Annotated in this window: 22 protein-coding genes; 9 read left to right on the top strand and 13 right to left on the bottom strand. The window is 62.9% G+C overall.

Annotation, left to right across the window (positions count from 1 at the left end):
• The first annotated feature begins 246 nt into the window (after positions 1-246).
• Positions 247-2,109: a dihydroxy-acid dehydratase gene (ilvD, locus tag BPHYT_RS10100; RefSeq protein ID WP_012433041.1), complete on the top strand. Its 1,863-nt coding sequence runs from the start codon at positions 247-249 to the stop codon at positions 2,107-2,109.
• A gap of 103 nt (positions 2,110-2,212) precedes the next feature.
• Here the strand turns inward: ilvD and BPHYT_RS10095 are convergent, their stop codons facing one another.
• Entirely contained in the window at positions 2,213-3,481 is a 1,269-nt protein-coding gene (locus BPHYT_RS10095) for a tyrosine-type recombinase/integrase (RefSeq protein WP_012433040.1), read from the bottom strand.
• Between the two features lie 102 nt (positions 3,482-3,583).
• Here BPHYT_RS10095 and BPHYT_RS10090 point away from each other — a divergent pair, with 102 nt between their 5' ends.
• From BPHYT_RS10090 to BPHYT_RS10080, 3 genes are all read left to right on the top strand, one after another.
• Positions 3,584-4,648 carry a DNA-binding protein gene (locus BPHYT_RS10090; RefSeq protein WP_012433039.1) on the top strand — a complete coding sequence of 355 codons (1,065 nt, stop codon included), beginning with the start codon at positions 3,584-3,586 and terminating at the stop codon, positions 4,646-4,648.
• Between the two features lie 185 nt (positions 4,649-4,833).
• Positions 4,834-6,675, top strand: a complete 1,842-nt coding sequence (locus tag BPHYT_RS10085; RefSeq protein WP_012433038.1) for a thiamine pyrophosphate-requiring protein — start codon at positions 4,834-4,836, stop codon at positions 6,673-6,675.
• A gap of 54 nt (positions 6,676-6,729) precedes the next feature.
• Positions 6,730-6,948, top strand: a complete 219-nt coding sequence (locus BPHYT_RS10080; protein ID WP_012433037.1) for a hypothetical protein — start codon at positions 6,730-6,732, stop codon at positions 6,946-6,948.
• A 62-nt stretch (positions 6,949-7,010) separates the two neighbouring features.
• On the opposite strand, the gene BPHYT_RS10075 is transcribed toward BPHYT_RS10080, so the two are convergent.
• The 6 genes from BPHYT_RS10075 to BPHYT_RS10050 all read right to left on the bottom strand — a co-directional run bounded on the left by BPHYT_RS10075 (position 7,011) and on the right by BPHYT_RS10050 (position 13,611).
• Complete coding sequence (locus tag BPHYT_RS10075) at positions 7,011-8,312, bottom strand: c-type cytochrome (RefSeq protein WP_012433036.1); 1,302 nt, start codon at positions 8,310-8,312, stop codon at positions 7,011-7,013.
• Between the two features lie 98 nt (positions 8,313-8,410).
• Positions 8,411-8,854, bottom strand: coding sequence for a hypothetical protein (locus BPHYT_RS10070; RefSeq protein ID WP_012433035.1), 444 nt, complete (start codon positions 8,852-8,854; stop codon positions 8,411-8,413).
• Positions 8,839-9,483 (bottom strand): cytochrome c oxidase subunit 3, encoded by a 645-nt coding sequence (locus BPHYT_RS10065; protein WP_012433034.1) that lies wholly within the window; start codon positions 9,481-9,483, stop codon positions 8,839-8,841. The genes BPHYT_RS10070 and BPHYT_RS10065 overlap by 16 nt, the downstream gene beginning before the upstream one ends.
• 1 nt (position 9,484) lies before the next feature.
• Positions 9,485-11,521 (bottom strand): cytochrome c oxidase subunit I, encoded by a 2,037-nt coding sequence (gene ctaD / locus BPHYT_RS10060; RefSeq protein WP_012433033.1) that lies wholly within the window; start codon positions 11,519-11,521, stop codon positions 9,485-9,487.
• Between the two features lie 32 nt (positions 11,522-11,553).
• Positions 11,554-12,594 carry a cytochrome c oxidase subunit II gene (coxB, locus tag BPHYT_RS10055; protein ID WP_012433032.1) on the bottom strand — a complete coding sequence of 347 codons (1,041 nt, stop codon included), beginning with the start codon at positions 12,592-12,594 and terminating at the stop codon, positions 11,554-11,556.
• A 150-nt stretch (positions 12,595-12,744) separates the two neighbouring features.
• Complete coding sequence (locus BPHYT_RS10050) at positions 12,745-13,611, bottom strand: SDR family oxidoreductase (protein WP_012433031.1); 867 nt, start codon at positions 13,609-13,611, stop codon at positions 12,745-12,747.
• A gap of 423 nt (positions 13,612-14,034) precedes the next feature.
• Here BPHYT_RS10050 and BPHYT_RS10045 point away from each other — a divergent pair, with 423 nt between their 5' ends.
• Positions 14,035-14,730 (top strand): HD domain-containing protein, encoded by a 696-nt coding sequence (locus BPHYT_RS10045; RefSeq protein WP_012433030.1) that lies wholly within the window; start codon positions 14,035-14,037, stop codon positions 14,728-14,730.
• 131 nt (positions 14,731-14,861) lie between these two features.
• Here the strand turns inward: BPHYT_RS10045 and BPHYT_RS10040 are convergent, their stop codons facing one another.
• The 5 genes from BPHYT_RS10040 to BPHYT_RS10020 form a co-directional block, all read right to left on the bottom strand.
• The gene (locus BPHYT_RS10040; protein WP_012433029.1) at positions 14,862-15,053 is read right to left on the bottom strand and encodes a DUF2964 family protein; all 192 of its coding nucleotides are present in this window, start codon (positions 15,051-15,053) and stop codon (positions 14,862-14,864) included.
• A 374-nt stretch (positions 15,054-15,427) separates the two neighbouring features.
• Positions 15,428-16,990, bottom strand: coding sequence for a DHA2 family efflux MFS transporter permease subunit (locus BPHYT_RS10035; protein WP_012433028.1), 1,563 nt, complete (start codon positions 16,988-16,990; stop codon positions 15,428-15,430).
• 82 nt (positions 16,991-17,072) lie between these two features.
• Positions 17,073-18,314, bottom strand: a complete 1,242-nt coding sequence (locus BPHYT_RS10030; RefSeq protein ID WP_012433027.1) for an HlyD family efflux transporter periplasmic adaptor subunit — start codon at positions 18,312-18,314, stop codon at positions 17,073-17,075.
• 42 nt (positions 18,315-18,356) lie between these two features.
• Entirely contained in the window at positions 18,357-19,871 is a 1,515-nt protein-coding gene (locus BPHYT_RS10025; RefSeq protein WP_012433026.1) for an efflux transporter outer membrane subunit, read from the bottom strand.
• Between the two features lie 70 nt (positions 19,872-19,941).
• Complete coding sequence (locus BPHYT_RS10020; protein WP_012433025.1) at positions 19,942-20,379, bottom strand: MarR family winged helix-turn-helix transcriptional regulator; 438 nt, start codon at positions 20,377-20,379, stop codon at positions 19,942-19,944.
• A 235-nt stretch (positions 20,380-20,614) separates the two neighbouring features.
• Between BPHYT_RS10020 and BPHYT_RS10015 the strand changes: the two genes are divergently transcribed.
• Together BPHYT_RS10015 and BPHYT_RS10010 are read left to right on the top strand one after the other, a co-directional pair.
• On the top strand, positions 20,615-21,298 hold the full coding sequence (locus tag BPHYT_RS10015) for an FMN-dependent NADH-azoreductase (RefSeq protein ID WP_012433024.1): 684 nt from the start codon (positions 20,615-20,617) through the stop codon (positions 21,296-21,298).
• Entirely contained in the window at positions 21,295-21,726 is a 432-nt protein-coding gene (locus BPHYT_RS10010) for a cupin domain-containing protein (RefSeq protein WP_012433023.1), read from the top strand. Before BPHYT_RS10015 ends, BPHYT_RS10010 begins: the two co-directional genes overlap by 4 nt.
• A gap of 113 nt (positions 21,727-21,839) precedes the next feature.
• Here BPHYT_RS10010 and BPHYT_RS10005 read toward each other — a convergent pair whose 3' ends face one another.
• Positions 21,840-22,211, bottom strand: coding sequence for a hypothetical protein (locus BPHYT_RS10005; RefSeq protein ID WP_012433022.1), 372 nt, complete (start codon positions 22,209-22,211; stop codon positions 21,840-21,842).
• Between the two features lie 200 nt (positions 22,212-22,411).
• On the opposite strand from BPHYT_RS10005, the gene BPHYT_RS10000 reads away from it, so the two are divergent.
• Positions 22,412-24,283 carry a glycoside hydrolase family 15 protein gene (locus BPHYT_RS10000; protein WP_012433021.1) on the top strand — a complete coding sequence of 624 codons (1,872 nt, stop codon included), beginning with the start codon at positions 22,412-22,414 and terminating at the stop codon, positions 24,281-24,283.
• A 117-nt stretch (positions 24,284-24,400) separates the two neighbouring features.
• On the top strand, positions 24,401-25,753 hold the full coding sequence (locus BPHYT_RS09995) for an MFS transporter (protein ID WP_012433020.1): 1,353 nt from the start codon (positions 24,401-24,403) through the stop codon (positions 25,751-25,753).
• Positions 25,754-25,864: the final 111 nt, after the last annotated feature.

Here is a 25,864-nt window from a genome sequence, read left to right as displayed (position 1 = left end):
TTCCTCGCTTTCGTCGATCGTCCATTAATATCTTTTCCGACCTAATCGTGCCGGAAAAATATATTGGACGTCTTACGCGTCCTCTCGCACTATTCGTACCTTCCCAGCGCGCGCGTGTCATTGCCGGCCGCGAGCCGCGAGCCGCCAGCCGCAGGCAATCGCTGCGCCGTCGCTGTCCGCAAACGGCAACCTGCGGCCAGTCTGGGCACAATTCCAATTTGACGACCCCAATACCTGAGGACACAGATGCCTGACTATCGATCGAAAACTTCGACCCATGGCCGTAACATGGCCGGCGCGCGCGCTTTGTGGCGCGCCACCGGAATGAAGGACGGTGATTTCGGCAAGCCCATTATCGCGGTGGTGAACTCGTTCACGCAGTTCGTGCCGGGCCATGTGCATCTGCGCGACCTCGGCGCACTCGTCGCGAAGGAAATCGAAGCGGCCGGCGGCGTCGCCAAGGAATTCAACACCATCGCCGTCGACGACGGCATCGCCATGGGTCACGGCGGCATGCTGTATTCGCTGCCTTCGCGCGAATTGATCGCCGACTCGGTGGAGTACATGGTCAACGCGCACTGCGCCGACGCCATGGTCTGCATCTCCAATTGCGACAAGATCACTCCCGGCATGCTGATGGCCGCCATGCGCCTGAACATCCCCGTCGTGTTCGTCTCCGGCGGTCCAATGGAAGCGGGCAAGGTCAAATCGCCGACGGACGGGCAGGTGATCGCCAAGATCGACCTGATCGACGCAATGATCAAGGCAGGCGACTCCCGCGTGAGCGACGCCGAAGTGGCGGAAATCGAGCGCAGCGCCTGCCCGACGTGCGGTTCGTGCTCGGGCATGTTCACCGCGAATTCGATGAACTGCCTGACCGAAGCGATCGGTCTGGCGCTGCCGGGCAACGGTACGATCGTCGCCACGCACGCCTGGCGCAAGGGTCTGTTCGAGCAGGCCGGCCGTCTCGTGGTGGACCTGTGCCGCCGCTACTATCAGGAAGACGACGCCTCGGTCCTGCCGCGCAGCATCGCCAGCAAGCAGGCCTTCGAGAACGCCATGGCGCTCGACGTCGCCATGGGCGGTTCGACCAATACCGTGCTGCATCTGCTGGCCGCCGCGCAGGAAGGTGGCGTCGATTTCACGATGTCCGACATCGATCGCATCTCGCGTAAGGTGCCGTGCCTGTGCAAAGTGGCGCCCGCCACCGACAAGTTCCATATCGAAGACGTGCATCGTGCGGGCGGCATTCCCGGCATTCTCGGCGAACTGGCGCGCGCGGAACTGCTCGATCTGTCGTGCGGCAACGTGCACAGCGGCACGCTGGGCAACGCCATCGCCAAATGGGACGTCGCCGGTGGCGCGGGCGAGGAAGCGCAGAAGTTCTTCCGCGCGGCGCCGGGCGGTATTCCGACCACGGTTGCGTTCAGCCAGGAAGCCACCTTTGCCGCGCTGGATACCGATCGCAACACCGGTTGCATCCGCAGCAAGCAGAGCGCCTATTCGAAAGACGGCGGCCTCGCCGTGCTTTACGGCAACCTCGCGGAGAAGGGCTGTATCGTCAAGACCGCCGGTGTCGATGAATCGCAGTGGATTTTCTCCGGACGCGCGCGCGTCTTCGAGAGCCAGGACGACGCCGTCGAAGCGATTCTGGGCGACAAGGTCGTGGCGGGCGACGTGGTCGTAATCCGCTACGAAGGCCCGAAGGGCGGCCCCGGCATGCAGGAAATGCTTTACCCCACGTCGTATCTGAAGTCCAAGGGGTTAGGCAAGAGCTGCGCGCTCTTCACCGACGGCCGCTTCTCGGGTGGTTCGTCGGGGCTGGTGATCGGGCATGCGTCGCCGGAAGCGGCGGAGGGCGGCACGATCGGCCTGGTGGAAGAGGGCGATGTGATCGAGATCGACATTCCCAACCGCAAGATGCACCTGGTGGTGTCGGACGCGGAATTGGCGCGCCGTCGCGAAGCCATGGAGGCACGCGGCGACAAAGCCTGGCAGCCGGCGAATCGTGAACGCGTAGTGTCGCAAGCGTTGCAGGCCTACGCCGCGCTGGCGACCTCGGCGGATCGTGGCGCGGTGCGGGATCTGTCGCAACTCAAGCGCAAGTGATGCGGGACGGCTCTGGCGCTCGCTGTTGGGCGGCCGGGGCCGGAAGGGATCGATAGGCAGAGAGGTGTCTATCGATTCCCAGCGCTGCCCATGGAACTCAGCCTCACTTTCCTTCAGGCTTGGAATCGTCCCAGTTCATGCGGTGGCGATCCACCGTTTCGCGATGGCGCGCATCGTCTTCGGTATGCAGGTAGAGGCTGGTCGTGTTGAGCGACACGTGGCCCAGGTTGTCACGGATCGTGCGCAGATCCACACCGCCATCCGCTTGATGCGAACCCGCGGTATGGCGAAGCCAGTGCGCCGAGGCTCGCTCCAGTTCATCCGCCCGATCGGAGAACTCAGCGCCTTTCGAGCGCAACCAGCTAGCCGCATTGCCAAAAATGCTCTTGATCGCGTCGTGAATGGCGGAACGGGACAAACATCGGTTGCGGCCTCTGAATGGGATTACCAAGGGCGTTTCTTCGCTGCGAGTAGGCAGCGGCGCCAAACCATTTTCAATCCGGTAAAGCCGCATTTCCTGAATCAGTTCGGGCGAGGCGGGGACAATGCGCTCCTTATTTCCCTTGCCGAGCGTTTCGAGCCACCACTGATCCTTGCCATCGGCGCCTAGCCGCCGGGAAAAGTCACCCATTTTCCCGCCCGCGACTTCAGATATGCGCATGCCTTGCAGATAGAAAAGCGTCGTCAGCCAGCGGCTGCGGGCGTAATAGGCGCGCTCCTCGGCGCTCTCACGCGGCAGTTGCTCGACAAATACCTTCACTTCATCCCATAGCGACGTCGACAGGTAACGCGTTACTCGCGGCGCCGAGCGTTTGGCGCGCTGTCGAAGCAGCGCCATGGGATTGCCTCGCAGATAACCGGCGTTGACCAGCCACGTGAACATCGCGTTCAGGATGATCAACGCCTGGCGCTGGCTGGCCGGCGACAGCGGCCCGTTGAACGGACGCCAGCGCTCGTCGCCGCGGGGAAACTTGCCGCCCGTGCTCGACACCCAGCGTGCTGCCGGCTGCGGATCGACGAGAAAGCCCTTGAATAGCAGCAGATCCTCGTGCGTCAGCGACGACAGCGGTTTGCCGAGTTGCACCACGGCCCACAGCAGCAGCCGCTCAGCTTCCTTGCGGTAGTTCTCGAACGTGGTCTTGGTGTCGGCGTAGTTCGAAAGCCAGGCGCGGACAGCGTCGAGATCGTTGGTGGCGGACAACTGCGAGCCACCGGCAGCGCCGCGATTGGTGCCGTCGCGACCGTCCAGAATTTCGGGGACGACGAGCGATTCGACTGGCTTAACGGTGACAAGTTGAGCATCAGGCACGGTTTTAGAGGTCCCAAAGGCAAGGTTCGACGCGAAAAGCGTCCTATACGAACTACACGACATTATAGTACTAATGTCGTGTAGCGAATAGCGAATAATTAGTTATTCAACGTTATACGTTGTATTATCAACACACCAAGACGAATCAGCCGCCAAAGGACTCCCATGCCTCTCGAAGCCGACATTGAAGCGCTGCGTGAACGCGTCCCTGACACGCAGGAGCTTTACCGTGAGGTTTGCGCGCTGATGTTCTTCCGCTACGGAGAAACGCCGACAGCGAACAAGCTCTATCAACTGGTTCGCAAAGGCAGCATGAGCGCGCCGGCTAAAGCCTTGCGAGACTTCTGGACCGAAGTCAGAGACAAGACGCGGGTCGACGTCGGGCAGCCGGATTTGCCAGCCGAAGTCGCAACGGCTGCCGGCGAATTGGCGGCGACGCTTTGGCGGCTATCCGGCGACGCGGCGAATGCGGCGCTGGAATCCTTCAGGCAGGACGCCCAGCGCGAAATTGCCAAGGCACGCGAACACGCACAACGGTTGGCCGCGGAACGCGACACGGCGCTCGCTGCTGCCGAGCAGACATCGCGCGACGCGGCCGACGTCCGGATTGAAAACGCGAAACTGCGCGCTCGCCTGGTCGAACTGGAAACCGCCAGAACCATGCTGACCGAGCAACTCGCGCAGTCCAGAAAGGAAAGCGCGACCGCCTCCACGGCGCTGTCGGATGCCAGACGGGAATTCGCCGACGAATTGAGCAAGCTGCGTGTCATGCACAATCAAAGCGAACAGCGTCTCGCCGCGACTGAAAAGCGGGCGCTTCTCGAGATCGACAGCGAGCGAACGGCCGCGCGCCAGACGCGCCAGGAGCTGCAAGCCGCCGCCGATCGGATGGCCGAGGCTCAAGCCGCGCATCAAGTGGAGCGAGACCAGTTGCGTGATGCCCTTGCTGCGGCGAAAACCCAGTTGGCGACGTCGTTGACACGCTGTGCGGACGTCGAAGGAGAATTGGCGTCGCGGGAAATTGCGCTCGACGAACAGATAGCGGCGAGCGAACTCCTTCGCAAAAAGCTCGAAGCGCTGTCTCATCAACTCGTGGAAAGCGGGCGCCCCGCTGCTACGTCCTCACCCTCTCCTCGCCGCACCTCATCAGCCAGGAGGCGGAGCGTGCGCCGCGATCTGAAGTTCACGGAAACGGCAGCGGTTCGCAGGTCGACCGCGGAAGGTCAGTGAAATAACTGGCGCCGCGTGTCGCGCGCAGGACGCGCTCATCGAACACCATCCTTGACGATTACAGCCTGCAATACCGCGGAACGGGACTTGCGACAGGCGAAGCAGGAATACGCGACGAACGGCGGGAGCGCACCGCTGCATCGCCGGGAACGTCGCCGCTTCTAATCGTTTTCAAGGAGAGAGTGATGGCCGACACCGTTGGCGATTTCATCATCGAACGGCTCCATGCCTGGGGCGTTCGCCGCATCTACGGTTATCCGGGCGACGGCATCAACGGCGTCTTCGGGGCCCTCAACCGCGCCCAGACCGAAGCCTGCAAACATCGCAAAGACAAAGACAACGAAGCGCCGGCTCCGATCGAATTCATCCAGGTCCGTCACGAGGAAATGGCTGCCTTCATGGCCGCGGCGCACGCGAAATTTACCGGCGAGCTCGGTGTGTGCATCGCCACCTCGGGGCCCGGCGCCTCCCACCTGATTACCGGTCTGTACGACGCGCGGATGGATCACATGCCGGTCCTCGCCATCGCCGGCCAGCAAGCTCGCGCGGCCCTCGGCGGCCATTATCAGCAGGAACTCGACCTCGTCTCGATGTTCAAGGACGTCGCCGGCGCCTTCGTCGAACAGGCCAGTGTTCCCGCTCAGGTGCGCCATCTGGTCGACCGTGCCGTGCGCGTCGCGCTCTCCGAGCGCAAGGTCACCGCTATCGTGCTGCCCAACGATCTGCAGGATCTCCCCTACGAAGCCCCCGGCCGCAAGCACGGCACGCTGCATTCAGGCGTGGGCTACCGCGCGCCGCGTCTCGTGCCCTATCCCGACGATCTCCAGCAAGCCGCCGATGTCCTCAACGCCGGCAAGAAAGTCGCGATCCTCGTCGGCGCCGGCGCTTTGCATGCCACCGACGAAGTCATCGCCGTCGCCGAAAAACTCGGTGCCGGCGTCGCCAAGGCGCTGCTCGGCAAAGCCGCCCTGCCCGACGATCTGCCTTGGGTCACGGGTTCGATCGGCCTGCTCGGCACCAAGCCGAGCTACGACCTGATGACCGAATGCGACACGTTGCTGATGATCGGTTCGGGCTTTCCTTATGCGGAGTTTCTACCGAAAGAAGGTGCGGCCCGCGGCGTGCAGATCGACCTTAAGGCCGACATGCTGAGCCTGCGTTATCCAATGGAAGTGAACCTGGTCGGCGACAGTGTCGAAACCCTGCGCGCGTTGCTGCCGCTGCTCGAAGACAAGCCGGACCGCGCGTGGCGCAAGAAGATCGAAGGCTGGACCGCCGACTGGTGGAAGACGCTCGAGAAGCGCGCGCATCAACCCGGCAAGGACGCGGTCAATCCGCAGCGCACGGTGTGGGAGTTGTCCAAACGCATCCCCGCCAACGCCATCGTCACGAGCGATTCCGGATCGTGCGCGAACTGGTACGCCCGCGACCTGAAGGTGCAGCGCGGCATGATGTGTTCCCTGTCCGGCGGACTCGCGTCGATGGGCGCGGCCGTGCCGTACGCGATCGCCGCCAAGTTCGCCTATCCCGAACGGCCCGTGATCGCGTTGGTCGGCGACGGCGCAATGCAGATGAACAACATGGCGGAATTGATCACGGTGTCGAAGTACTGGAAAAACTGGGCCGATCCGCGCTGGATCTGCATGGTGCTGAACAACGGCGATCTCAACCAGGTCACGTGGGAGCAGCGCGCGATGGAAGGCGATCCCAAGTTCGAGGCATCGCAGGATATTCCCTCGGTGCCCTATCACAAGTTTGCCGAATTGATCGGCCTGAAGGGCATCTATGTCGACGACGCCGAGCAGATGGGCGCGGCGTGGGACGAAGCACTCGCCGCGAATTGCCCGGTGGTGATCGAAGTCAAAGCCGATCCGAATATCGCGCCCTTGCCGCCGCATATCACGCTCGCGCAAGCCAAGGCGTTCGCGTCGACGTTGATGAAGGGCGACCCGGACCAGGGCAACGTGATCGTCGAGACGGCCAAACAGGTGCTCGGCGCGGTGCTGCCCGGCCATCACGACAAATAGACCAGGTGTCATGACGGCTCGGCCGACGCCGTCGTCTTTTAAGTGAGGCAAACCATGAAGCACACCGCTCAACAGACCCCGGACGATGCCGCGGAACACCAAGGGCATCGCAAGCCCCTTTCTGACGAAGCAGCCAGGAGCGACGCGTCACTAAAAGACACCGCTCAAAGCGCGCAAGACGCAAAGGAAAAGCGGCGGCATCCGGCATCGGAGAACACACTCGACTCGTCTCAGGACAAAAACCCGATTCCTCCTGATTCGGTGAAAAAGTGAGCCGCGCACGCTGATAAGCGATCGCGCAATTGCCGACGCTACATGCATGCCTTCCGCGGCCGCTATTTGTGCAAGGCATGCCGCACCGCGGACACGTCACGAGTCGTGACCGGTTCTGCCGCATTGCCCCACGTGTTGCGGATAAAAGTCAGAACGTGCGCGAGTTCGCTGTCGGTCAGTTTGTCCGCAAAGGCCGGCATCTTGCGCGGCTCAGGGCCGCCATCCGTGTTCGGACTGCCCCCGCCCTCCACGAGCAAACGCACCAACGAGGTCGTTTGCGGAGCGAGCACGGCCGGATTGCCCGCAAGGCGCGGATATTTTTGCGGCACGCCCGCACCGTCGGACTGATGGCAGCGCGCGCAATACGTTGCATAGATTCCCGCGCCCGGCCGCTCGAGTTCACCTGTTTTCAGCGCCTCCACGCTCTGCAGCGCGCCCCGCGAACCTGCATTGAAGTGTCCGCTCTGAGCGCGCGGCGGCAGGCTCTTCAGATACGTGGCGATGGCCGCGAGGTCGGCATCGTCGAGATACTGCGTGCTGTCTTCCACCACTTGAACCATGCTGCCGAACGTGACCAGGCCGCCGCCGTGGCCGTGCTTCAGGAAAGCGGCGATATCCTCCGCGGAGCTCCGGCCCAGGCCCGAACCGGTGTCGGCGGTGAGGTTCGGTGCGAACCAGTGATCGTTGGTGCCGCCGGTCAGATAAAGCGGACTCGCCTCGGTGTAGCCGCGTTCCTCATAAGCCGGCCCGCGTGGCGTGTGGCACGCGCCGCAGTGACCCAACGATTGCACGAGATACGCGCCGCGATTCCATTGCGCGTCGCGCCCTGCTTCCGGCTTGAAACGCTCGCCCGGCACGAACGCCCAGTCCCAGAACATGAGCGCCCAGCGCTGGTTGAATGGGAACGGCAATCGGGTTGGCGGAGCCGGCGTGGCGACCGGCCGCACGCCATGCATGAAATAGGCGTAGAGCGCGTGCATGTCGTCATCGTCGATCTTCGCGAACGATGGGTACGGCATCGCCGGATAAAGCCGCTTGCCGCCGCGCGCAACGCCGTCGCGCAGTGCATGCGCGAAATCGTCGTAGCTGTAGAGACCGATACCCGCCTGCGGGTCCGGCGTGATGTTCGACGAATTGATCGTGCCGAACGGCGAGGCCATGCCGAGACCGCCGGCGAACGGCGCCGCCGGAATCGGCGCCGTGCCGGGCCGCACGACGCGTGGCGCGGCCGTATGGCAGCCTGCGCAGTCGGCGGCCTTCGCGAGATAGGCGCCGCGCGCGATCTGCGCGGTATCGGCTGACGTTGCGCTGCCGGGTGCGGCGCTGGCTGCTGTGTAGCTGGAGGCAAGCGCGCCGAGGGTCATGGCGAGCGTCGCGGCGGCAACGCGTGGGCCATGCCGAAGCCATCGCCTATGCGCATTTTCGCGGCCTGATGAAACAAACGGATTACGCGCGCGCATCGTCACCACCACTTGCACGGCGACACGAGCGCCAATGCGATATCGGTTGCAATCAACGCGAACAGAAACAACCCACTGCACATCATCGCGATGCGTGTCAGGAAAGCGTCGAGTCCGCTTCGCCTCTGGCCTACGCCGCCGGAGGCGCCCTCTTTCGCCGCTTCAAGGCGACGAACGTTTCGCCAGGCCGTCAGCGCGCCGAACGCACCTGCCGCGAGACATAGCGCGCTGATGACGACGAGCGACGGCCTCATCCACGGCAACGCCGGCGACGCCAGCGGCTGATCGAGTGGATAACAACTCTGCGCGGCCAGCGTCTCGGCGATGATCATCTGCGCGAGCCATGCGCACGGCGCGACCAGCAGGCCGACCAGCACATGTCGCATGGACACGGCCGAAGCGGCGGACGATTCGACGCCCAGTGGCGGCTTCATGTTGCCGGCCATGACAGATTCCGAAACAGGTAAGGCGTCAGATACAGCGTGCTGAAGATGAACAACCACACGACGTCGACGAAATGCCAGTACAGGCCGCCGATGGTCAGCGCCGCGCAACGTTTCTCGTCGAAATAGCCGAGCGCGGTCCACAACAGCAAAAACAGCAGCACGACGATCCCGACTACGACGTGCGCCATATGGAATCCCGTGATGGTGAAATACAGCGAGCCATACAGATGCGTCGTCAGCCCGTACGGATGATCGTGCCATTCGAGCAACTGAATGCCCACGAATACGATACCGAGCAGGACGCCCAGCGCCATCGAGGCCACGGCCCACTTCAAGCGCCTGCGCCTCACACAACGCTCGCACAACCAGACGAATACGCTGCTCGACAACAGAATCACCGTGTTCGTAATGCCGAGACCGAGCTTCGGCAGGCCTTCAGGCGGCCAGCGCTGCGTACTCTGCGAGGCCAGATAGAGATATGAAAAGATCAGGTATCCGAACAACGCGCCTTCGGTTGCGATCAGTGTGAGGCAGCCCCACCAGCCGCCCGAACGTTCGCCCGCGCTGCCGATCGGCAAAGGCTCGGCCGGCTGGGCGGACGTCTGGCTCAAATCGGCGGCGTCGCTCATGTCACTTTCCCCCCGCGTCATGAACCGTGGCCGGCGCGCGCTGGATCAACGCACGTTCGGGCCACAGCCAGACGATGATCGACACTGCACACCCCATCAGCATCGCGCCTGCAAATGTCCACGCGCTCATCGCGAGTCCCGCGAACACCAGCGTCGCGAACACCGCAAGCCAGAACGGCGCATACGAATCGCCCGGCATCTTCAGGATCACGTCGGGATTCGCTTCGAGAGCGCTCGTACCGAGCGCCTCGCGGCCTTGCGCGAGCAGATAGCCTTCATGCAGTTGCGAGCGCGTGTGAAGCGTGACGCCCGGCTCCTCGATACGGCCTTCCCATAGCGGATGACGGCTCGCCAGCGTCGGCACTACCGCGAAGTTGTACGGCGGTGGCGGCGAACTCACCGACCATTCGAGCGTGGGCGCGTCCCAGGGATTGTCGCCGGCCGGTTTGCCGCGCTTCAGGCTGACCAGCAGATCGATCATGAAAATCAACACGCCCGCCGCGAACAGAAACGATCCCAGCGACGTAACGAGATTCACCGTATTCCAGCCCATGTCGGCGGGATACGTATAGATGCGCCGCGGCATGCCGAGCAGCCCTGCGATATGCATCGGAAAGAAGGCGATATTGAAACCGGCGAACAGCACCCAGAAACCGAGCTTGCCGAGCCGTTCGCTCATCATCCTGCCGGTGAATTTCGGAAACCAGAAATAGATGCCGCCGATCACCGGAAACACGTTGATGCCAAGCAGCACGTAATGCAGATGCGCGACCACGAAGTACGTGTCGGTGAGCTGCCAGTCGAACGGAACGGCTGCGGTCATCACGCCAGACACGCCGCCCACCACGAACAGAAACACGAAGCCTGCGAAAAACAGGAACGGCACGCGAAACACCGGCCGGCCGGTCCAGATCGTCGCGATCCACGCGAAGGTGGCGACCGCGCTGGGAATCGCGATCACCATGCTGGCCGCGCCGAAAAACGACAACGCAAGCGCCGGAATCCCGGTCGCGAACATATGGTGGATCCACACGACGAAACCGATCACCATCGTCGCGACCGTCGAGAGCGCGACGGGCCCATAGCCGACCAGCGGCCGCCGGCAAAATACCGGCAACGCATCGGAGACGATGCCCATGGCCGGCAGCACGACCGCATAGACCCACGGATGCGCGAAGATCCAGAACAGATGTTGCCAGAGCAGCGGACGTCCGCCGTTCAGCACGTCGAAGAAATGCGTGCCGATGCGCCGGTCGAGCCACAGCAGAAAGAACGCCAGGCTCACCGACGGCACCGCCAGCAGATTGCCGCCCGACGCCGTGAGCGTGCCCCACACCAGCACCGGCATGCGGTCCAGCGACATGCCGGGCGCGCGCATCCGCAGCAGCGTGACCACGAAGTTCATCGAGCCGACCGTCGTGGAGATGCCGAGCAGCACCATGCCGAGCGCGTAGACATCGATATTCGGGCCGGTGCTGTACTCGAGCCCGGAGAGCGGCGCGTAATTGAACCAGCCTGCATTCGGCGCCTGCCCCGTCGGAAAACTCGCATACAGGAAGATGCCGGCAAACAGGAACACCCAGTACGAGAGCGCATTCAAACGTGGAAATGCCATATCTCGGGAACCGAGTACCAGTGGCCACAAATAGTTCGAGAAGCCGGACAACACTGGCAATGCGTAGAGGAAAATCATCGTCACGCCGTGCATGGTGAAAAGCTGGTTGTATTGTTCGGGCGTGAGAACCGTCGCGTTGGGCCGCGCCAGCTGGATGCGCATGATGAGCGCTTCGATGCCGCCCATCAGCAGGAAGATGAACGCGGTGACCAGATAGCGCAGACCGATGGTCTTGTGATCGACCGTCGAGAGCCAGCCGCGCCAACCCGGCGGCGCTTCCCATATCTCGCGCAGACGCTTTTCTTCGGCACTGCCGGGCGTGACGCGGCCGTAGCGCGGCGTGCGCGTGAGTGGCGTTGCCGCACCTTGTATTGCGGCTTGCCGTACGCCTGGTGTCGAATCTGGCCTCGCGTGGTCGGACATTGAAAGACGCTCCCTGATTGCCGGCTAAGTTTTCAATGCAGCGTGGCCAGATAGGCCGACAGCGCGGCGGCGTCGGCGGCACTCAGCGCGATGCTCGGCATCAGCGCCTCGGGCTTGATCGACTGGGCGTGCTGAACCCAGTCGAGTAAATGATCCGGGGTATTGGTCAGCGCACCCGCCGCGATCAGGCGACGCGAGTTCAGATGCGTGAGATCGGGCGCTTGCAGACCGCTCGCATCCGTGCCACGAATCGTGTGGCAACCGGCGCAGCGCTCGGCGAACAGACGGCGGCCCGTGGCGACACTGCTGTCGGTTGCGGCTACCGCCGTTCGTCCCTGCGCATCGCGCCACGCGTTGAAATCGGCAGGACTCTGCGCGACCACTTCAAAAGCCATGTGCGCATGCTGGGCGCCGCAGAACTGTGAGCATTGCCCGCGATAGATGCCTGCCCGATCGGCCTGGAACCATTGCTCGTTGGTCTGGCCGGGGATCGCTTGCGTTTTGCCCGCGAGTTGCGGCACCCAGAAAGCGTGCACGACGTCCGCGCTTTTCAACGCTATCTTCACAGGCTCGCCAACGGGAATGTGGATCTCGTTGGCGGTGCTGAAGTTGCGCGCCGGATTGGGATCGTCGGCGTAGTCGACTTTCCACCACCAGTCGTACGCGGTCACGGTGATGCTCAACTGGGGGTGCGTGGCAGGCGTTGCAACCGACTCCAGCGTGATGAGGACATAGACCAGCATCGCGAGCAAGGCCACCGACGACACGCCCGTGCCAATGTAAATCCAGCGCATGCCGCCGGCTTCGGCATCGAGCGAGTCGCTCGCTGCCGAAGGACGCTTGCGAACGATCGCGGCAATCAGCAATCCTGCAATGACGACTGTCACGGTGACCGAAACACCCGCCATCGCCCAGCCTAAATGCATGGTCGGCGCGGCGGCCGGTCCCGCAGCGTGAAGGAAATAGTTGAGCGGCGCGCTCGGACTCGCCTGAGCCCTCGTGGCCGACAAAGTCAAAACGACGCAAGGAATGCCGACAAGAGCTCGCTGGGCAACAGCTGTCGTCGATCGCATTCATGTCTCCTGATGGCCCCCGCCGACGGACCTGAAATCGGCATGCCGCGCGTAAAACGCAGCGCTGGAATAACGACGCAGTAGCAAATCTCGGGCCGCGCCGCGAAGCGACACGACGCGGATCGCAACCCGCGTCATCGGCTCATCGGCTCAGATAATCGGCGCCCCGCCCGTCACCGCGATCGTCGCGCCCGAGATATAGCTGGCTTCGTCGGAGGCCAGCATCACGTAGGCAGCGGCCAGTTCGGCGGGCTGACCCGGGCGTTTCATCGGTACCTGCTCACCGAATTTCTCGACTTTCTCGGGCGGCATGGTCGATGGAATCAACGGTGTCCAGATCGGCCCCGGCGCGACGCAGTTCGCCCGTATGCCCTTCTCCGCCAGCAATTGAGCAAGGCCGCCGGTGAAATTCTGAATCGCGCCTTTGGTGGTCGCGTAGGCGATCAAGCCCGGATTGGGATGATCCGCATTGATCGACGACGTATTCACGATCGACGCACCCGGTTTCATATACTTCACCGCCGCCCGCGTGATCCTGAACATCGCACCGATGTTGGTATCGAAGGTCTTGTCCCACTCTTCGTCGCTGATGTCTTCGAGCGACGGATAGCTCATCTGATAGGCCGCATTGTTGACCAGCACGTCGAGCCGGCCGAACGCCTCGAACGCCCGCTCGACGATCTCCTTGCAATGCGCCGGGTTCGTGATGTCGCCTCGCAGCAGTAACGCCTTGCGGCCGGCGTCCTCGACCCAGCGCGCGGTTTCGCGCGCATCGTCGTCTTCGTTGAGGTAGGAAATCAGCACGTCGGCGCCCTCGCGTGCGAATGCAATCGCGACCGCGCGGCCAATTCCGCTATCGCCGCCGGTAATGATGGCGGCCTTGCCGGCGAGACGTCCAGAGCCCTTATACGACTTCTCGCCGTGATCCGGTTGCGGTTTCATGGGCGCGGTTTGCCCGGGTGTCTGGTCCTGCTGCTGGTTCTGAAAAGGTGGCGTGGGACGTTGCGTGTCGGTCATGACAATCTCCAAAGCGGGAATGGACATACGCGGGGCGCTAAAAGCACGCGGCGGCTTGCCTGGATGCAGCAACGTTCGGACCCGCGCGCGTCGGCGTGCATCGACTTATCGAACCCGGCTTCGATAACGGCCTCGCCGATCGTCAGCAAGCCGGCACCGGCCGCGAAATAAGCGGCGGCTGCGCACGAGGCGCGCCGCGAATTGCCGTCCGCTACGAACCACGCGCGCGGATGGCAGAAAACGGCGTATCACTGGCACGCTTTGCCGGTCGATTACCACTCATCCCGATACGACTCCGACGGATACTTGGACATCCCCGGACAGTGCTCACAGCGAACCGATCGACACCGCTGCATGGACATTGCCCGAACGACACGAAGTCCATCGCCTCACGAGGCACTATCTTTGTCCAGGAGAAATTCGATGAGTACGACCATAGCCGGCATCCACATTCCAGACAGCCGTCTCGCAAGAGCCGCAACCGATCTGGTCCGCGACACCGAGAACGATCTGCTGTTTAACCACTCGCGCCGCGTGTTCCTGTGGGGTGCGCTGACCGGTGCGCGCCGCAACCTCGCGTACGACCCCGAGCTGCTGTATATCGGCGCGATGTTTCATGACATGGGCCTTACGCCTGGGTACGCCAGCAAGACCGATCGCTTCGAAGTCGACGGCGCCAATGCCGCGCGCGATTTTCTCAAGAGCCATGACGTCAACGAGTACGACATCGAACAGGTCTGGTTGTCGATCGCGCTTCACACCACGCCGGGTGTTCCGGAGCATCTGAAGCCGGTGGTTTCGCTGGTGACCGCGGGCGTCGAGATGGACGTGCTCGGCATGCGGTATCACGAGTTCGACGACGCGCAGCGGGTCAGCGTGGTGGCCGCGCATCCGCGCGAGCAGGACTTCAAGAACCTGATCATCGACGCGTTCGCGCAAGGCACGATCAGCAAGCCCGAAACCACGTTCGGCAATGTCAAAGCCGATGTGCTGGAGATGAAAGATCCCAGCTACAAGCGGCTGAACTTCTGCAAGATCATTCTCGGTTCGGCATGGGATGACAGCGAGGCGGGTCACGTCCATCACGCGGGATGCAATCACGGAGCCGCGGCGGAATAACGATCCGCGCAAACGGCCGGCGCGTTACGGGCCGGCCGATGCAAAGCTCAAAGGCGCGCCAACCGGAAACCCGGTGGCGCGCCGTTTTTGTCGGCTCGGCAATATTTCAGTTTGCGATTACGAGTCTGATTTCAGGAGCTATCCGTCGGTCGCGGCGTCAGCATCAGCGCCAGCACCGCGACGCCGAGCACCAGTGAGATGCCGCCATACAACATGGCATTGCGAATGTCGAACAGCACACCGTGAATGACCGTCGCCATGCCACCCAGCGCGACAAACACTGCAATGGCCGCGAATACGATCCGACGTTCGGCGCGAATCATGGCGCTCTCCCGCAAGACGTTAGTGCCGTAAGACGCACAGGAACAACGGAAGACCTCGAACCGCGCGGTATTTTTATGGCAACCGCTGTTGCGCGCTACGCTCGGATCTTCCGCTCGGGTCACCGCGACGAGCCAGTTCGCTCATGTATCGACGATGCCTGTCGGAAAGCTTGCATCGGTTCGACTTGAACCCGTTGCAAGCCGGTTTATAAGTTAGTTTGTAAGTTGGTCTATAAGCCGCCTATCGGATTTCAGCCATGACGCTCACGCGTTTTTTTTGCCGGAAATCTGAATCTATCGTAGGCGGCGAACAGGCAATAGTAAATACGGGTAACCATGCCGCTCGCCGCCTGTACCGCCCTGAATGGCCGCCCTCAATGACCACCCGCTCCCGCCGCCGCGGCCGAACTGGAGCGGTCCGGTTTAGTCACCCAGATCAGCGGGATGATCAAGACGAAGATCACCGCCGACAGCCAGAAGATATCGTTCAGTCCGAGCATGGCCGCCTGGGTAGTCATCGAGCGCTCGAAGAACGCCATCGCCTGAGCGTGACTGCCGCCCAAAGTACTTTGCAGCGCATCCAGCGCGGCCGTGTAAGTCGGATTGTTCACGCTCGTCTGCTCGGCCAGTTGCGAATGATGCAGGATCGTCCGGTCGTTCCATCCCGTCGAGGCCAGCGACGTGCCCACCGCGCCGGCGAACACCCGCGCGAAGTTCGACAGCCCCGCCGCCGCCGGAATCCGGTCGGGCGTGAGGCCGGACAGAATGATCGCGGTCAGCGGCACGAAGAAGAGCGCTGTCGGGATGCCTTGCAACAGCGTCGGCAAAACCAGCGTCCACGTGTCCACTCCGGTGGTGTAGTTCGAGCGCATGAAGAACACGCCGGCGAAACCGACAAAAGCCAGCGTCGCCAGCACCCGTGCATCGGACTTCGGCATGATCTTGGCCATGACCGGCGCGAGAATGACGGCGAAGATGCCAAGCGGCGCGGTGGCCAGACCCGCATCGACGGAACGGTAGTTCAGATACTCCTGCATCCATTGCGGTAACAGCACCAGGTTAGAGAAAAACACCGCGTACGCCACCGAAATCGCGATCGTGCCGCCGAGAAAATTGCGTTTGCCGAACAGGCGTAAATCGACGATCGGATTCTTTTCCGTCAACTCCCAGATCACGAAGAACGCGAAGCTGATCGCCGCGAACACAGTCAGGGCGATGATCACCGGCGAGTTGAACCAGTCGAGATCCTTGCCTTTGTCGAGCATGATCTGCAACGAGCCGACCCATGCGATCAGCGAGAGCAGACCCACCTTGTCGATCGGCAAGCGCTTCGTCGGGGTTTCGCGGGTGCGGTAGATCGCCCACGTCACGCCGGCTGCGAAGAGTCCGACCGGAATGTTGATGTAGAAGATCCATGACCACGAGTAGCTGTCGGTAATCCAGCCGCCGAGCGCCGGGCCGGCAATCGGGCCGACCGTTGCGGTCATCGCCCACAAGGCGAGCGCGGTCGCGGATTTCTCCTTCGGATACGAGCCGAGCAGAATGGCTTGCGAGAGCGGGATCAACGGACCCGCCACCGCGCCCTGCAGAATCCGCGCGGCGAGCAGTACCGGCAGAGTCGGCGCGATCCCGCACAGCCACGACGAGAGCACGAACAACAGAATCGCCCAGACAAACAGCTTGATCTGCCCGACGCGCTGCACGAGCCAGCCGGTCAACGGAATCGCGATGGCGTTGGCGGCGGCGAACAGCGTGATCACCCACGTGCCCTCGTCCACCGAGACGCCGAGATTGCCGGCGATCGTCGGAATCGCCACGTTCGCGATCGATGAGTCCAGCACGTTCATAAACGTGGCGAGCGCCACGGCAAGCGTCGCCAGCACCAGCTTGCCGCCGGTCAGCGGCGGCAGCGTGGCGGGCTGCGTCGATCCATTCATTTCATCACCTGTCGAGGAAGGCAAAAAACTATCTGACTTATCAGTTAAATGCGCGAAAAAAAAGCGCTCGGTGGTCGTGGATTCAACCGGCCTTGCGTGCAGTGCTTTTCTGCGTGGGGCTCGCGGCCAGCTCGTGCTTCGCCGGCATGTTCTGCTCGATGATCCGGGCGATCTCCGCGTCGGCTTCGTCGCCGTACTGCGCGAATACGTCGGTGTGATACGAGGTGTTGATCGCCGCACCGAGTTGCGGGCCCGTTTCCTCGTGCGTGTCCACTTCCACGTCCATCGACAGGCCAATGCGCAGCGGGTGCGCGTTCAATTCATTCTGATCGAGCAGGATTCGCGCAGGCAGACGCTGCACGACCTTGATCCAGTTGCCGGTGGCGTTCTGCGCAGGCAGTGAGGCGAAGGCCGCGCCCGTGCCCGCCGAAAAGCCTTCGAGCCGGCCGTGATACTTGACGCTGGAACCGTACACGTCCGCGGTGAGCGTGACGGGTTGCCCGATGCGCATGTGCCGCAGTTGGCCTTCCTTGAAGTTCGCGTCGACCCACACGCCGTCGAGCGGCACGATCGCCATCAACGGGGTGCCCGGCGCGACGCGCTGGCCGACCTGCACCGAACGGCGCGCGACGTAGCCGGTCACGGGCGCAGGCAACGTGTTGCGCGCGTAGCTCAGGTAGGCGTCGCGCACTTTCGAGGCCGCGGCCTGCACGTTCGGGTGCTGTTCGATCGACGTGCGGTCGGTCAGCGCATGGTTGGCCTCGGCTTGCTGACGCGCGGCGTCGAGCGCGGCCTGCGCGGAGCTGACGGCGTCGCGGGCATGGGCGATGTCTTCGCCGGACACAGCGCCCGTTTCGGCCACTGCCTGACGGCGCTTCAGATCGTCGTTGGCGCGAGCCAGATCCGACTGACGTTGCGCGACGGTCGCCGCGTAGAAATCGTTGTTCACGTAGAGACCGCTCACCTGGCGCACGGTCTGGCCAAGCGTTGCTTCCGCGTTCGACAGCGCGACCTTCGCGTCGGCGTTATCCAGGGTGACGACCGGCGCGCCCTGCTTGACGATCTGCGTGTCGTCGGCGTTGACCGCGACCACCGTGCCGCTCACTTGCGGCGTCAGTTGCACGAGGTTGCCGCTCACGTAGGCGTCGTCGGTGGACTGGTAGTAGCGGCCGCTCGTGTAGTAGTACGCGCCGTAGCCCGCGCCGGCCAGCACGACGGTGGCGGCGAGCAGGGAAAGCAGCAGTTTGCGCTTCGTGGGAGCCTGTGCTTGCAGGGGTTGGTCCGCTTCCGCCGCCGTGCGGCTGGTTTTGATCGTGTCGCTCATGATGTGGGTCCTGACAGATTGGGAAAGTGTCGCGATGGCGCTTTAACGCGCGGCGGCGACGGGATGGGCGGAAGCGGCTGGAACAGCGGCGCCGCTGCTGGCGACGGAGGCGGCGCTATCGACATAACCGCCGCCGAGCGCTGCGGCCAGCGCGATCTGCTGATCGCGCCGGTTCATCTTCAGATTCGCGACCTGCTGGTCGGCGGCGAGCGCCGTGGTGTCGGCGTTCAGCACCGTCAGCTGATTCGTGAGGCCGGCCTTGTATTGCACGAGCGCCAACTGATCGGCGCCGCGGGCGGCTTCCTGAGCGGCTTGCGCGTCGGCCAGCTGCTCGTCCGTCGAACGGATTTGCGCGAGTTGCGTCGCGACTTCGGACAAGGCGGTGACCAGCGTCTGGTTATATGTGGCGACCGCGTAGTCGAAATCGGCGTAACGCCCTTTCAATTGCGCGCGCAATTGACCACCATCGAAAATCGGCAAATGAATCGCCGGGCCGACCGACGCCGTGCGGCTCGCCGCCGTCAGAAAACGGCCGAAACCGAACGCGTCGAGACCGATCGCGGCGCTCAGGTTGATGTCAGGATAGAACTCGGCCTTGGCTTCCTTGACGTCGTGCGTGAGTGCATCGACGCGCCATTTCGCCGCGACCAGGTCCGGGCGGCGGCTCACGAGATCGGCCGGCAGGTTGTCGGGCAGGCGCACTTCGTCGCCCACGCCGAGTGTCGGGCGCGCGATGGCGAGACCGCGATCCGGTCCGGCGCCGAGCAAAGCGGCCAACTGATAACGCGTCGTGACGATGCTGCCGTCGATCGCAGCCAGCGTCGCGCGGCTGGTGGCGAGGTTCGCCTGCGCGGTCTTGCGTTCCACTTGCGTGTCGAGGCCCGTTGCAATGCGCCCGGCTGTAATGCGGTCGATCTGTTCGCGCTGCGTGATTTCTTCCTGCGCGATGTCACGCAGCGTATAGAGCCGTGCAAGCTGGTTGTAGTCGCGGGCCGTGGCCGACGTGAGGGACAGTTTGACGACTTCCTCGTCCGCCTGGGTCGCCTGCAACTGCGACAGCGAGGCTTTCAGCGCTTCACGATTCTTGCCCCACAGATCGAGGTCGTATGACGCGGACAGCAAGCCCTTGTTCTCCGTTTGCCACGAACCGCCGTACGGCGGCGGCACGAGCGCCGTGCCCGAATACTGCTGGCGCGTCAACGAATAGTCCGCGCCGACTTTCGGCAGGGTGCTCGCCTTCGCCGTGTCGCTGTACGCGGCGGCCGCGGCGACGCGAGCGCGAGCCTGTTCGACCGACGGGTTGCCCTTCAACGCTTCAGCGAGCAAGGCCTTCAGTTGCGCGTCGCCGAACTGGTCCGCCCAATCGGCGGCCGGCCAGTGACCGTTGTCCTGCGGAATGCTTTGTTGAGTCGCGTAGGTCTGCGGCTGCGCCATCTGCTTGTCGCTCGAGATACCGGCGTAATTCGCGCAGGCGGACAAAACGGCCGCGAAGATCACCGTCACGCCGGTCTTCGCGATTCGCGAGCCGGCTATCCGTGGAATTAACTGTGGTTTCATTGTCTGACTTGTCAGATATAAGGTTGAAAAAATTGCCGCGAGCGTTCGCAGCCTGTTTGGCCGGCCTCGCCTACTCTGCGAGAAACTTGTTCAGCAGACGGCGCAACTCCTCGAATTCAGCTTTCGTAAACTTCTTCAGACGACGGTTCAGCACCACCGGCGCAATCTCCGGAAGCCGCTCGGCGATGGCCTCGCCTTCATCAGTCAGTTTCAGATTGACGACGCGGCGGTCTTCGATGCTGCGCGAGCGTTCCAGCAAGCCCTTGATTTCCAGCTTGTCGAGCATGCGCGTCATCAGGCCCGTGTCGATGCCGAGCAGCCGCGACAGTTCGAACGGCGTGGTGGCGACGCCGCGGCGCATGGACAGCAGAATGCCCATCTGCTGACTCGTAATGTCCAGATCCTTCAACGCGGCGTCCATTTCGTTGATCAACAGGTTGCGTGCTTTGTTGATCGAGAAACCCACGCTCAGCGTCAGGCTGAAATTGTCCGGCGTGTAGTGGTTCATTCGTGCCCCCTTGTTCAGTGCGTTTAACTTTATCTGCAAAGTCAGATATTCTCAAGAGTCGCTTCCGGCATATGACTGTTTCATTTAGATGCCCTATTCCCTCTCGCGCCAGCTACGTGGGCCAGTCGAAGTGGTTACCTTGAATTCCCGAAAATCGGTCATTTCACAAAGCCAGTCGAGCATTTAATCTGCTCTCAGGCTAAACCACCCAGTCACTCCCGGAAGGACGGAAATCATGAAAATCATGCACGTCGACGCCAGCGCGAAACGCGAGCGATCAAACTCCCGCGCATTGAGCCGCTATTTTCTGGAACGCCTGCGCGAAGAAGGCGCGCAGTTCGAAGTCGATTATCTGGATGTCGCGATCGACACTCCGCCTCATGTCGACGAGGCGTTTGCCATCGCCACGTACACGGCCGCGCAGGATCGCACGCCTGCCATGAAGGCGACGCTGGCCGGTTCGGATGCGTTGTGCCAACGCCTGCTCGACGCCGATGCATTCGTCTTCGCCATGCCCATGTACAACTGGTCGATGCCTTCGGCATTCAAGGCGTTTATCGACAGCATCACGCGTACGGGCCTGACCTATGTGAATGCGGACGACGGCCGCGTGGTCGGTCAGCTTTCACGTCAGAAGGTGCTCTTCATTACGAGCCGCGGCGCGGATTTGCGCGCGGGTTCGCCTTATGAAGCCATGGATGCGCTTACGCCATCGCTGAAGGCCGCGTTCGGCTTTCTCGGCGTGGCCGATCCGACCTTTGTCGATGCCCAGCCGCTGCAATTTGCCAATCCTGAAGCGCGCATTGAAGCGCTTCAGCGCGCGCGTGCCGAACTGGACGCGGTGGCGTCGAGCTGGGCGTCGACCCCAACGGATTCGAGCGATGAAACCTTTAACGCTTTGTCTGGAGTTACAGCATGAAAATCCGCACATTGATCGCGGCGGCCACGTTCGCCAGCTTTTCCCTTCTCTTGACCGCGCACTCCGCATTCGCCGCTGACGCAAGCGCGCCGCACGAAACGATCACGCCCGCGTTCGCCGAGGCGATCGCCAACGTGCCGGGCAAAACGATGACGGCGCTCGTCGTCGAGTATGCGCCCGGCGGCAAGTCGACGCCGCATCGGCACGGCCAGGCTTTCGTGGTCGGCTACGTGTTGTCGGGGGCGATCCGCAGCCGCGTGAATAGCGGCGAAGAACGCGTCTACCATGCCGGCGAACACTGGACCGAGAAGCCCGGCGTGCATCACACCGTGAGCGAAAACGCGAGCGATACCGAACCCGCCAGATTGCTGGCGATTTTCGTGGCTGATACGAAAGACAAGAACCTGGTGACGTTCGACAAGAAGTGAAACTGCGTTGAGGTGAATGTGTGATCGGCGCGGGCTAACGCGGAGCTCTTACGCCTAAGTTGTCTGCTTGCCGACTTCACGGCGGCGCTTAAAACACGCCTGGAAAAACACACCTAAAACTTCGGATGACATTCAAAACTCATCGACGACCCATGCTCCGTCAGCCCTTGCACGCCGCTGACGGTTTCCTTCGTCACGCTGGTCTGCATGCCGCGACGCTCGCAGTAATCGCGCGCCTCGCTCATTGCCTGCTCATGCGCGCGGGCCCACGCCAGGCGTCCGCCTGTCGCGCTGGCCGCGACCGTATAGGTATTGGCTTTGCTGGTGGCGACCACGTCGCTTGAACTGGCGCAGCCCACCAGACTCGCGCACGCGACCACACCCGCGATGAAGGCACGGGCCCGTCCCGACAATGCGCTTCGCGCCGCGAGCGCCCCGGGTGCCTCGCCCCGTTCGGGCATGCGGCCTGAGACAGTGTTGAACATGTATCACCTGCACATTTTTGCGGATTGACCAATCGTTAAATTATCCGCAATCACGCGCGAGAGATCAGCCTCACCACCCGAAAACACTGTTGCGTGCGTCCGAACAATCCCCACCCGGCCCGCGCGAACTGCGCGGCACGGGCGTTGCTGACGGGTTTTCGTATGAGCGCATCGCGGCTCGCTTCACGGAGTGTGCAGACATGCCGGACCAACGACCTGTTCCACCGAGACCCGCCCTGCCGACCGACGCCCGCGGCATGATCGGCAACATGAAGACCACCGCGCTCGTCTCGCTGCGCGGCTCGATCGACTTCATGTGCTTTCCGCGCATCGACTCGCCGGCGATTTTTGCCGGCCTGCTCGAACCGTCGCGCGGCGGCGCGTTCACGATCGAACCCACATTCGAAGGCGCCAACGTCAAGCAGATGTATCTGCCCGACACCAACGTCCTGCTGACCCGCTTCATGACGCCCGAGGGCGTGTGCGAGCTGCTGGACTTCATGCCGGTGCCCGAGGACGGCAGCGGCGCCGATGCCGCCGCGCCGCTGCCCAACTGCGTGATCCGCGTCGTGCGGATCGTGCATGGGCGCATGGCATTCAGGATGCGTTGCGAGCCGCGCTTCGACTATGCACGCGGCGCGCACACGGCTCACATCGATAAGAACGGCGGCGTGGACTTCCACGCCGCCGCCAACGCCGGCAGTGAAAGCGGCACGCAACTGCGCCTGAACAGCACCTTGCCGCTCGCGCTCGACCACGGCGCCGCGCACGCAGAATTCGAGCTGAGCCATGGCGAGACGGCCGGCTTCGTTTTCGGCGATGCCGAAGGCTTGCGCGAAAAGTCGTTCGATTGCGAAGCGGCGTTGACCGATACGATCCGCTACTGGCGAAGCTGGTCGGCGCAATCCACCTATCGCGGCCGCTATCGCGAAGTCGTCATGCGCTCGGCGCTGACCTTGAAGCTTCTAAGTTCCAGCGAGCATGGCGCGATCGTCGCCGCGCCGACCTTCGGGCTCCCCGAAGCGCTCGACGGTTCGCGCCGCTGGGACTACCGCTTCACATGGATTCGCGACGCCGCGTTCTCCGTGTACGCGCTGCTGCGTCTCGGCTATACCGGCGAAGCGCGGCATTTCATGACATGGATCGCCGGACGCAGCCGGCTATGCGATTCGGACGGCTCGCTGAACGTCATGTACACCATCGACGGCAAGGAGCCGCCTGAAGAAACCGAAATCACGGCGCTGTCGAACGGGAATGGCGTGGCGGGCGTGCCGCTCGTCGGCAACGCGGCGCGCGACCAGGTCCAGCTCGACGTGTACGGCGCGCTGCTCGACGCGATCTATCTGTATAACAAGTACGGCGCCGCGATCTCGCACGACGGCTGGCGCGACGTCACGCGCACGGTCGACTATGTCGTCGAACACTGGCGCGAACCGGACCACGGCATCTGGGAGTTTCGCAACGGCCTGCGGCCTCTGCTCCATTCGCGGCTGATGTGCTGGGTCACGGTGGACCGCGCGCTACGTCTCGCGGAAAAGCGTTCTCTGCCTGCGCCGCTCAAACGCTGGTTCGACACGCGCGACGCCATCCACGCCGATATCCACGAGCACTTCTGGAACGAAGAGCTGAACGCGTTCGTGCAGACGCCGGATTCGCAACGGCTCGATGCGTCCGCGTTGATGATGCCGCTCGTGCGCTTCATCGGCCCGACCGATCCGCGCTGGCTCGGCACGCTCGACGCGATCGGCAGCGAACTGAAAGTGGATCCGCTGATCTTCCGCTACACGCGCGGCACGACGCTCGACGGTTTGCCCGGCATCGAAGGCGGCTTCAGCGCCTGTTCGTTCTGGTATGCGGAGGCGTTGGCACGCGCCGGACGCGTCGACGAAGGCCGCCTTGTGTTCGAGAAGATGCTCGCATACGCGAATCACGTCGGCCTGTTTTCCGAGGAAGTCGCCACCAGCGGCGAAGCGCTCGGCAATTTTCCGCAGGCGCTCACGCATCTCGCGCTGATCAGCGCGGCGTACCAGCTCGACCGCAATCTCGACAAGGTTCACATTCCGTGGACCTGAGCGCGCCGCATCGCTTGCATCGCTCACGGCGCAAAAATCTTCCGGAATCGGTTTTCAGCGTCTAGTCTGTAACGACATCATTTAAACCACCCGGACGCTGAACCGGAGGAGACATCGATGGATCTCGAAGCACGCACCATGAAACGCGTCACGGTTCGGCTCGTGCCGTTCCTGATTCTGTGTTATTTCATTGCCTATCTCGACCGCGTCAACGTCGGCTTTGCTGCACTGCAGATGAACAAGGCGCTCGGCCTGTCCGCGAGTGCTTTCGGCTTCGGCGCCGGGATTTTTTTCATCGCGTATTTTTTCTTCGAAGTCCCATCTAATCTGCTGCTGGAGAAATTTGGCGCGCGCCGCTGGATTGCGCGGATCATGTTCACGTGGGGCATTCTCGCGGGCGCGATGGCGTATATCCCAGATATTGCGCGCTTCACGGGGCTCTCCGCCGCGCACGTGTTTTACGGCCTGCGGATTCTGCTCGGCGTGGCCGAGGCGGGTTTCTTTCCGGGCATCATCTTCCTGCTCACGCTGTGGTTTCCCGCTGCGTATCGCGGTCGCGTAGTCGGCTATTTCATGGCGGCGATTCCGCTGTCCACAGTGATCGGCGGCCCGATTTCGGGCGCTTTGCTGTCCATGGACGGCTTCGCCGGACTGGCCGGCTGGCAGTGGGTCTATCTGATCGAGGCCGCGCCCGCGCTGGTGCTCGCGTTCGTCGTGCTCTCCTACCTCACCGACAAGCCCGCCGATGCCACCTGGCTCGCCGCCGACGAACGCGGCTGGCTCGTCGCGCGCCAGGCGCAGGAGCGCGCGCATCGCGAAGCGGTGCACACGTTCAGCGTGAAAGAGGCGCTTTTCAATCCGCGCGTGCTCGCGGTCGCGCTGATCTATTTCGGTGCGAACGCAACCAACTACGGGCTGAGTTTCTTCCTGCCGCAGATCGTCAAATCGTTCGGGCTCACCAACTTGCAGACAGGTTTCGTGACGTCGCTGCCGTATATCGTCGGCGTGATCAGCATGGTGTTCTGGGGACGGCATTCGGACCGCAAGCTCGAACGCAAACGCCATGTGGCGATTGCGTTGCTGGTGGCGGCGGGCGGCATCGCGGCGGCGGCCGGGCTCGACAATCCAGTGCAGAAGATGATCGCGCTGTCGATCGCCGGGTTCGGTATCTTCGGCTGCCTGCCGGTGATCTGGACCTTGCCGGCCTCGTTCCTCTCGGGTGCGGCGGCGGCGGGCGGCATTGCCGCGGTCAATTCTCTGGGCAATCTGGCGGGTTTCTTCGGACCGTATGCGATGGGCTGGATCAAGGACAGCACCGGCGGCTTCGGCGCGGGTTTGCTGTGCCTGGCGGGCGCGGGGCTGGTCGGCGTCGCTGCCGTGCTGTTGCTGCATCACGATCCTTCGCTTGAGGCATCGGCGGGGGGATCGGATCGGGAGGTGGCGGGGACAGGCGAGGCGGCGAGGTCGTAGCGACGCTGGCTGGGTGCGGTCTAAGCGAAGCGAAGCGCGTCAGGTCACACTGATGATAATGAAGCGTGGCGTGAGGCCGGCCGCGTCGGTGAAAAACAATATGTGCGGCTT

It is taken from the genome of Paraburkholderia phytofirmans PsJN (assembly GCF_000020125.1).
GTDB classification, from domain to species: domain Bacteria; phylum Pseudomonadota; class Gammaproteobacteria; order Burkholderiales; family Burkholderiaceae; genus Paraburkholderia; species Paraburkholderia phytofirmans.
The sequence above is the reverse complement of the archived record's forward strand: the minus strand, read 5'-3'. Positions and strand labels throughout refer to the sequence as shown.

Coding starts and splice junctions, on each gene's coding strand:
- ilvD (WP_012433041.1), top strand. CDS start 247: ATGCCTGACTATCGATCGAAAACTTCGACCCATGGCCGTAACATGGCC.
- BPHYT_RS10095 (WP_012433040.1), bottom strand. CDS start 3,481: ATGTCGTGTAGTTCGTATAGGACGCTTTTCGCGTCGAACCTTGCCTTT.
- BPHYT_RS10090 (WP_012433039.1), top strand. CDS start 3,584: ATGCCTCTCGAAGCCGACATTGAAGCGCTGCGTGAACGCGTCCCTGAC.
- BPHYT_RS10085 (WP_012433038.1), top strand. CDS start 4,834: ATGGCCGACACCGTTGGCGATTTCATCATCGAACGGCTCCATGCCTGG.
- BPHYT_RS10080 (WP_012433037.1), top strand. CDS start 6,730: ATGAAGCACACCGCTCAACAGACCCCGGACGATGCCGCGGAACACCAA.
- BPHYT_RS10075 (WP_012433036.1), bottom strand. CDS start 8,312: ATGACCCTCGGCGCGCTTGCCTCCAGCTACACAGCAGCCAGCGCCGCA.
- BPHYT_RS10070 (WP_012433035.1), bottom strand. CDS start 8,854: ATGGCCGGCAACATGAAGCCGCCACTGGGCGTCGAATCGTCCGCCGCT.
- BPHYT_RS10065 (WP_012433034.1), bottom strand. CDS start 9,483: ATGAGCGACGCCGCCGATTTGAGCCAGACGTCCGCCCAGCCGGCCGAG.
- ctaD (WP_012433033.1), bottom strand. CDS start 11,521: ATGTCCGACCACGCGAGGCCAGATTCGACACCAGGCGTACGGCAAGCC.
- coxB (WP_012433032.1), bottom strand. CDS start 12,594: ATGCGATCGACGACAGCTGTTGCCCAGCGAGCTCTTGTCGGCATTCCT.
- BPHYT_RS10050 (WP_012433031.1), bottom strand. CDS start 13,611: ATGACCGACACGCAACGTCCCACGCCACCTTTTCAGAACCAGCAGCAG.
- BPHYT_RS10045 (WP_012433030.1), top strand. CDS start 14,035: ATGAGTACGACCATAGCCGGCATCCACATTCCAGACAGCCGTCTCGCA.
- BPHYT_RS10040 (WP_012433029.1), bottom strand. CDS start 15,053: ATGATTCGCGCCGAACGTCGGATCGTATTCGCGGCCATTGCAGTGTTT.
- BPHYT_RS10035 (WP_012433028.1), bottom strand. CDS start 16,990: ATGAATGGATCGACGCAGCCCGCCACGCTGCCGCCGCTGACCGGCGGC.
- BPHYT_RS10030 (WP_012433027.1), bottom strand. CDS start 18,314: ATGAGCGACACGATCAAAACCAGCCGCACGGCGGCGGAAGCGGACCAA.
- BPHYT_RS10025 (WP_012433026.1), bottom strand. CDS start 19,871: ATGAAACCACAGTTAATTCCACGGATAGCCGGCTCGCGAATCGCGAAG.
- BPHYT_RS10020 (WP_012433025.1), bottom strand. CDS start 20,379: ATGAACCACTACACGCCGGACAATTTCAGCCTGACGCTGAGCGTGGGT.
- BPHYT_RS10015 (WP_012433024.1), top strand. CDS start 20,615: ATGAAAATCATGCACGTCGACGCCAGCGCGAAACGCGAGCGATCAAAC.
- BPHYT_RS10010 (WP_012433023.1), top strand. CDS start 21,295: ATGAAAATCCGCACATTGATCGCGGCGGCCACGTTCGCCAGCTTTTCC.
- BPHYT_RS10005 (WP_012433022.1), bottom strand. CDS start 22,211: ATGTTCAACACTGTCTCAGGCCGCATGCCCGAACGGGGCGAGGCACCC.
- BPHYT_RS10000 (WP_012433021.1), top strand. CDS start 22,412: ATGCCGGACCAACGACCTGTTCCACCGAGACCCGCCCTGCCGACCGAC.
- BPHYT_RS09995 (WP_012433020.1), top strand. CDS start 24,401: ATGGATCTCGAAGCACGCACCATGAAACGCGTCACGGTTCGGCTCGTG.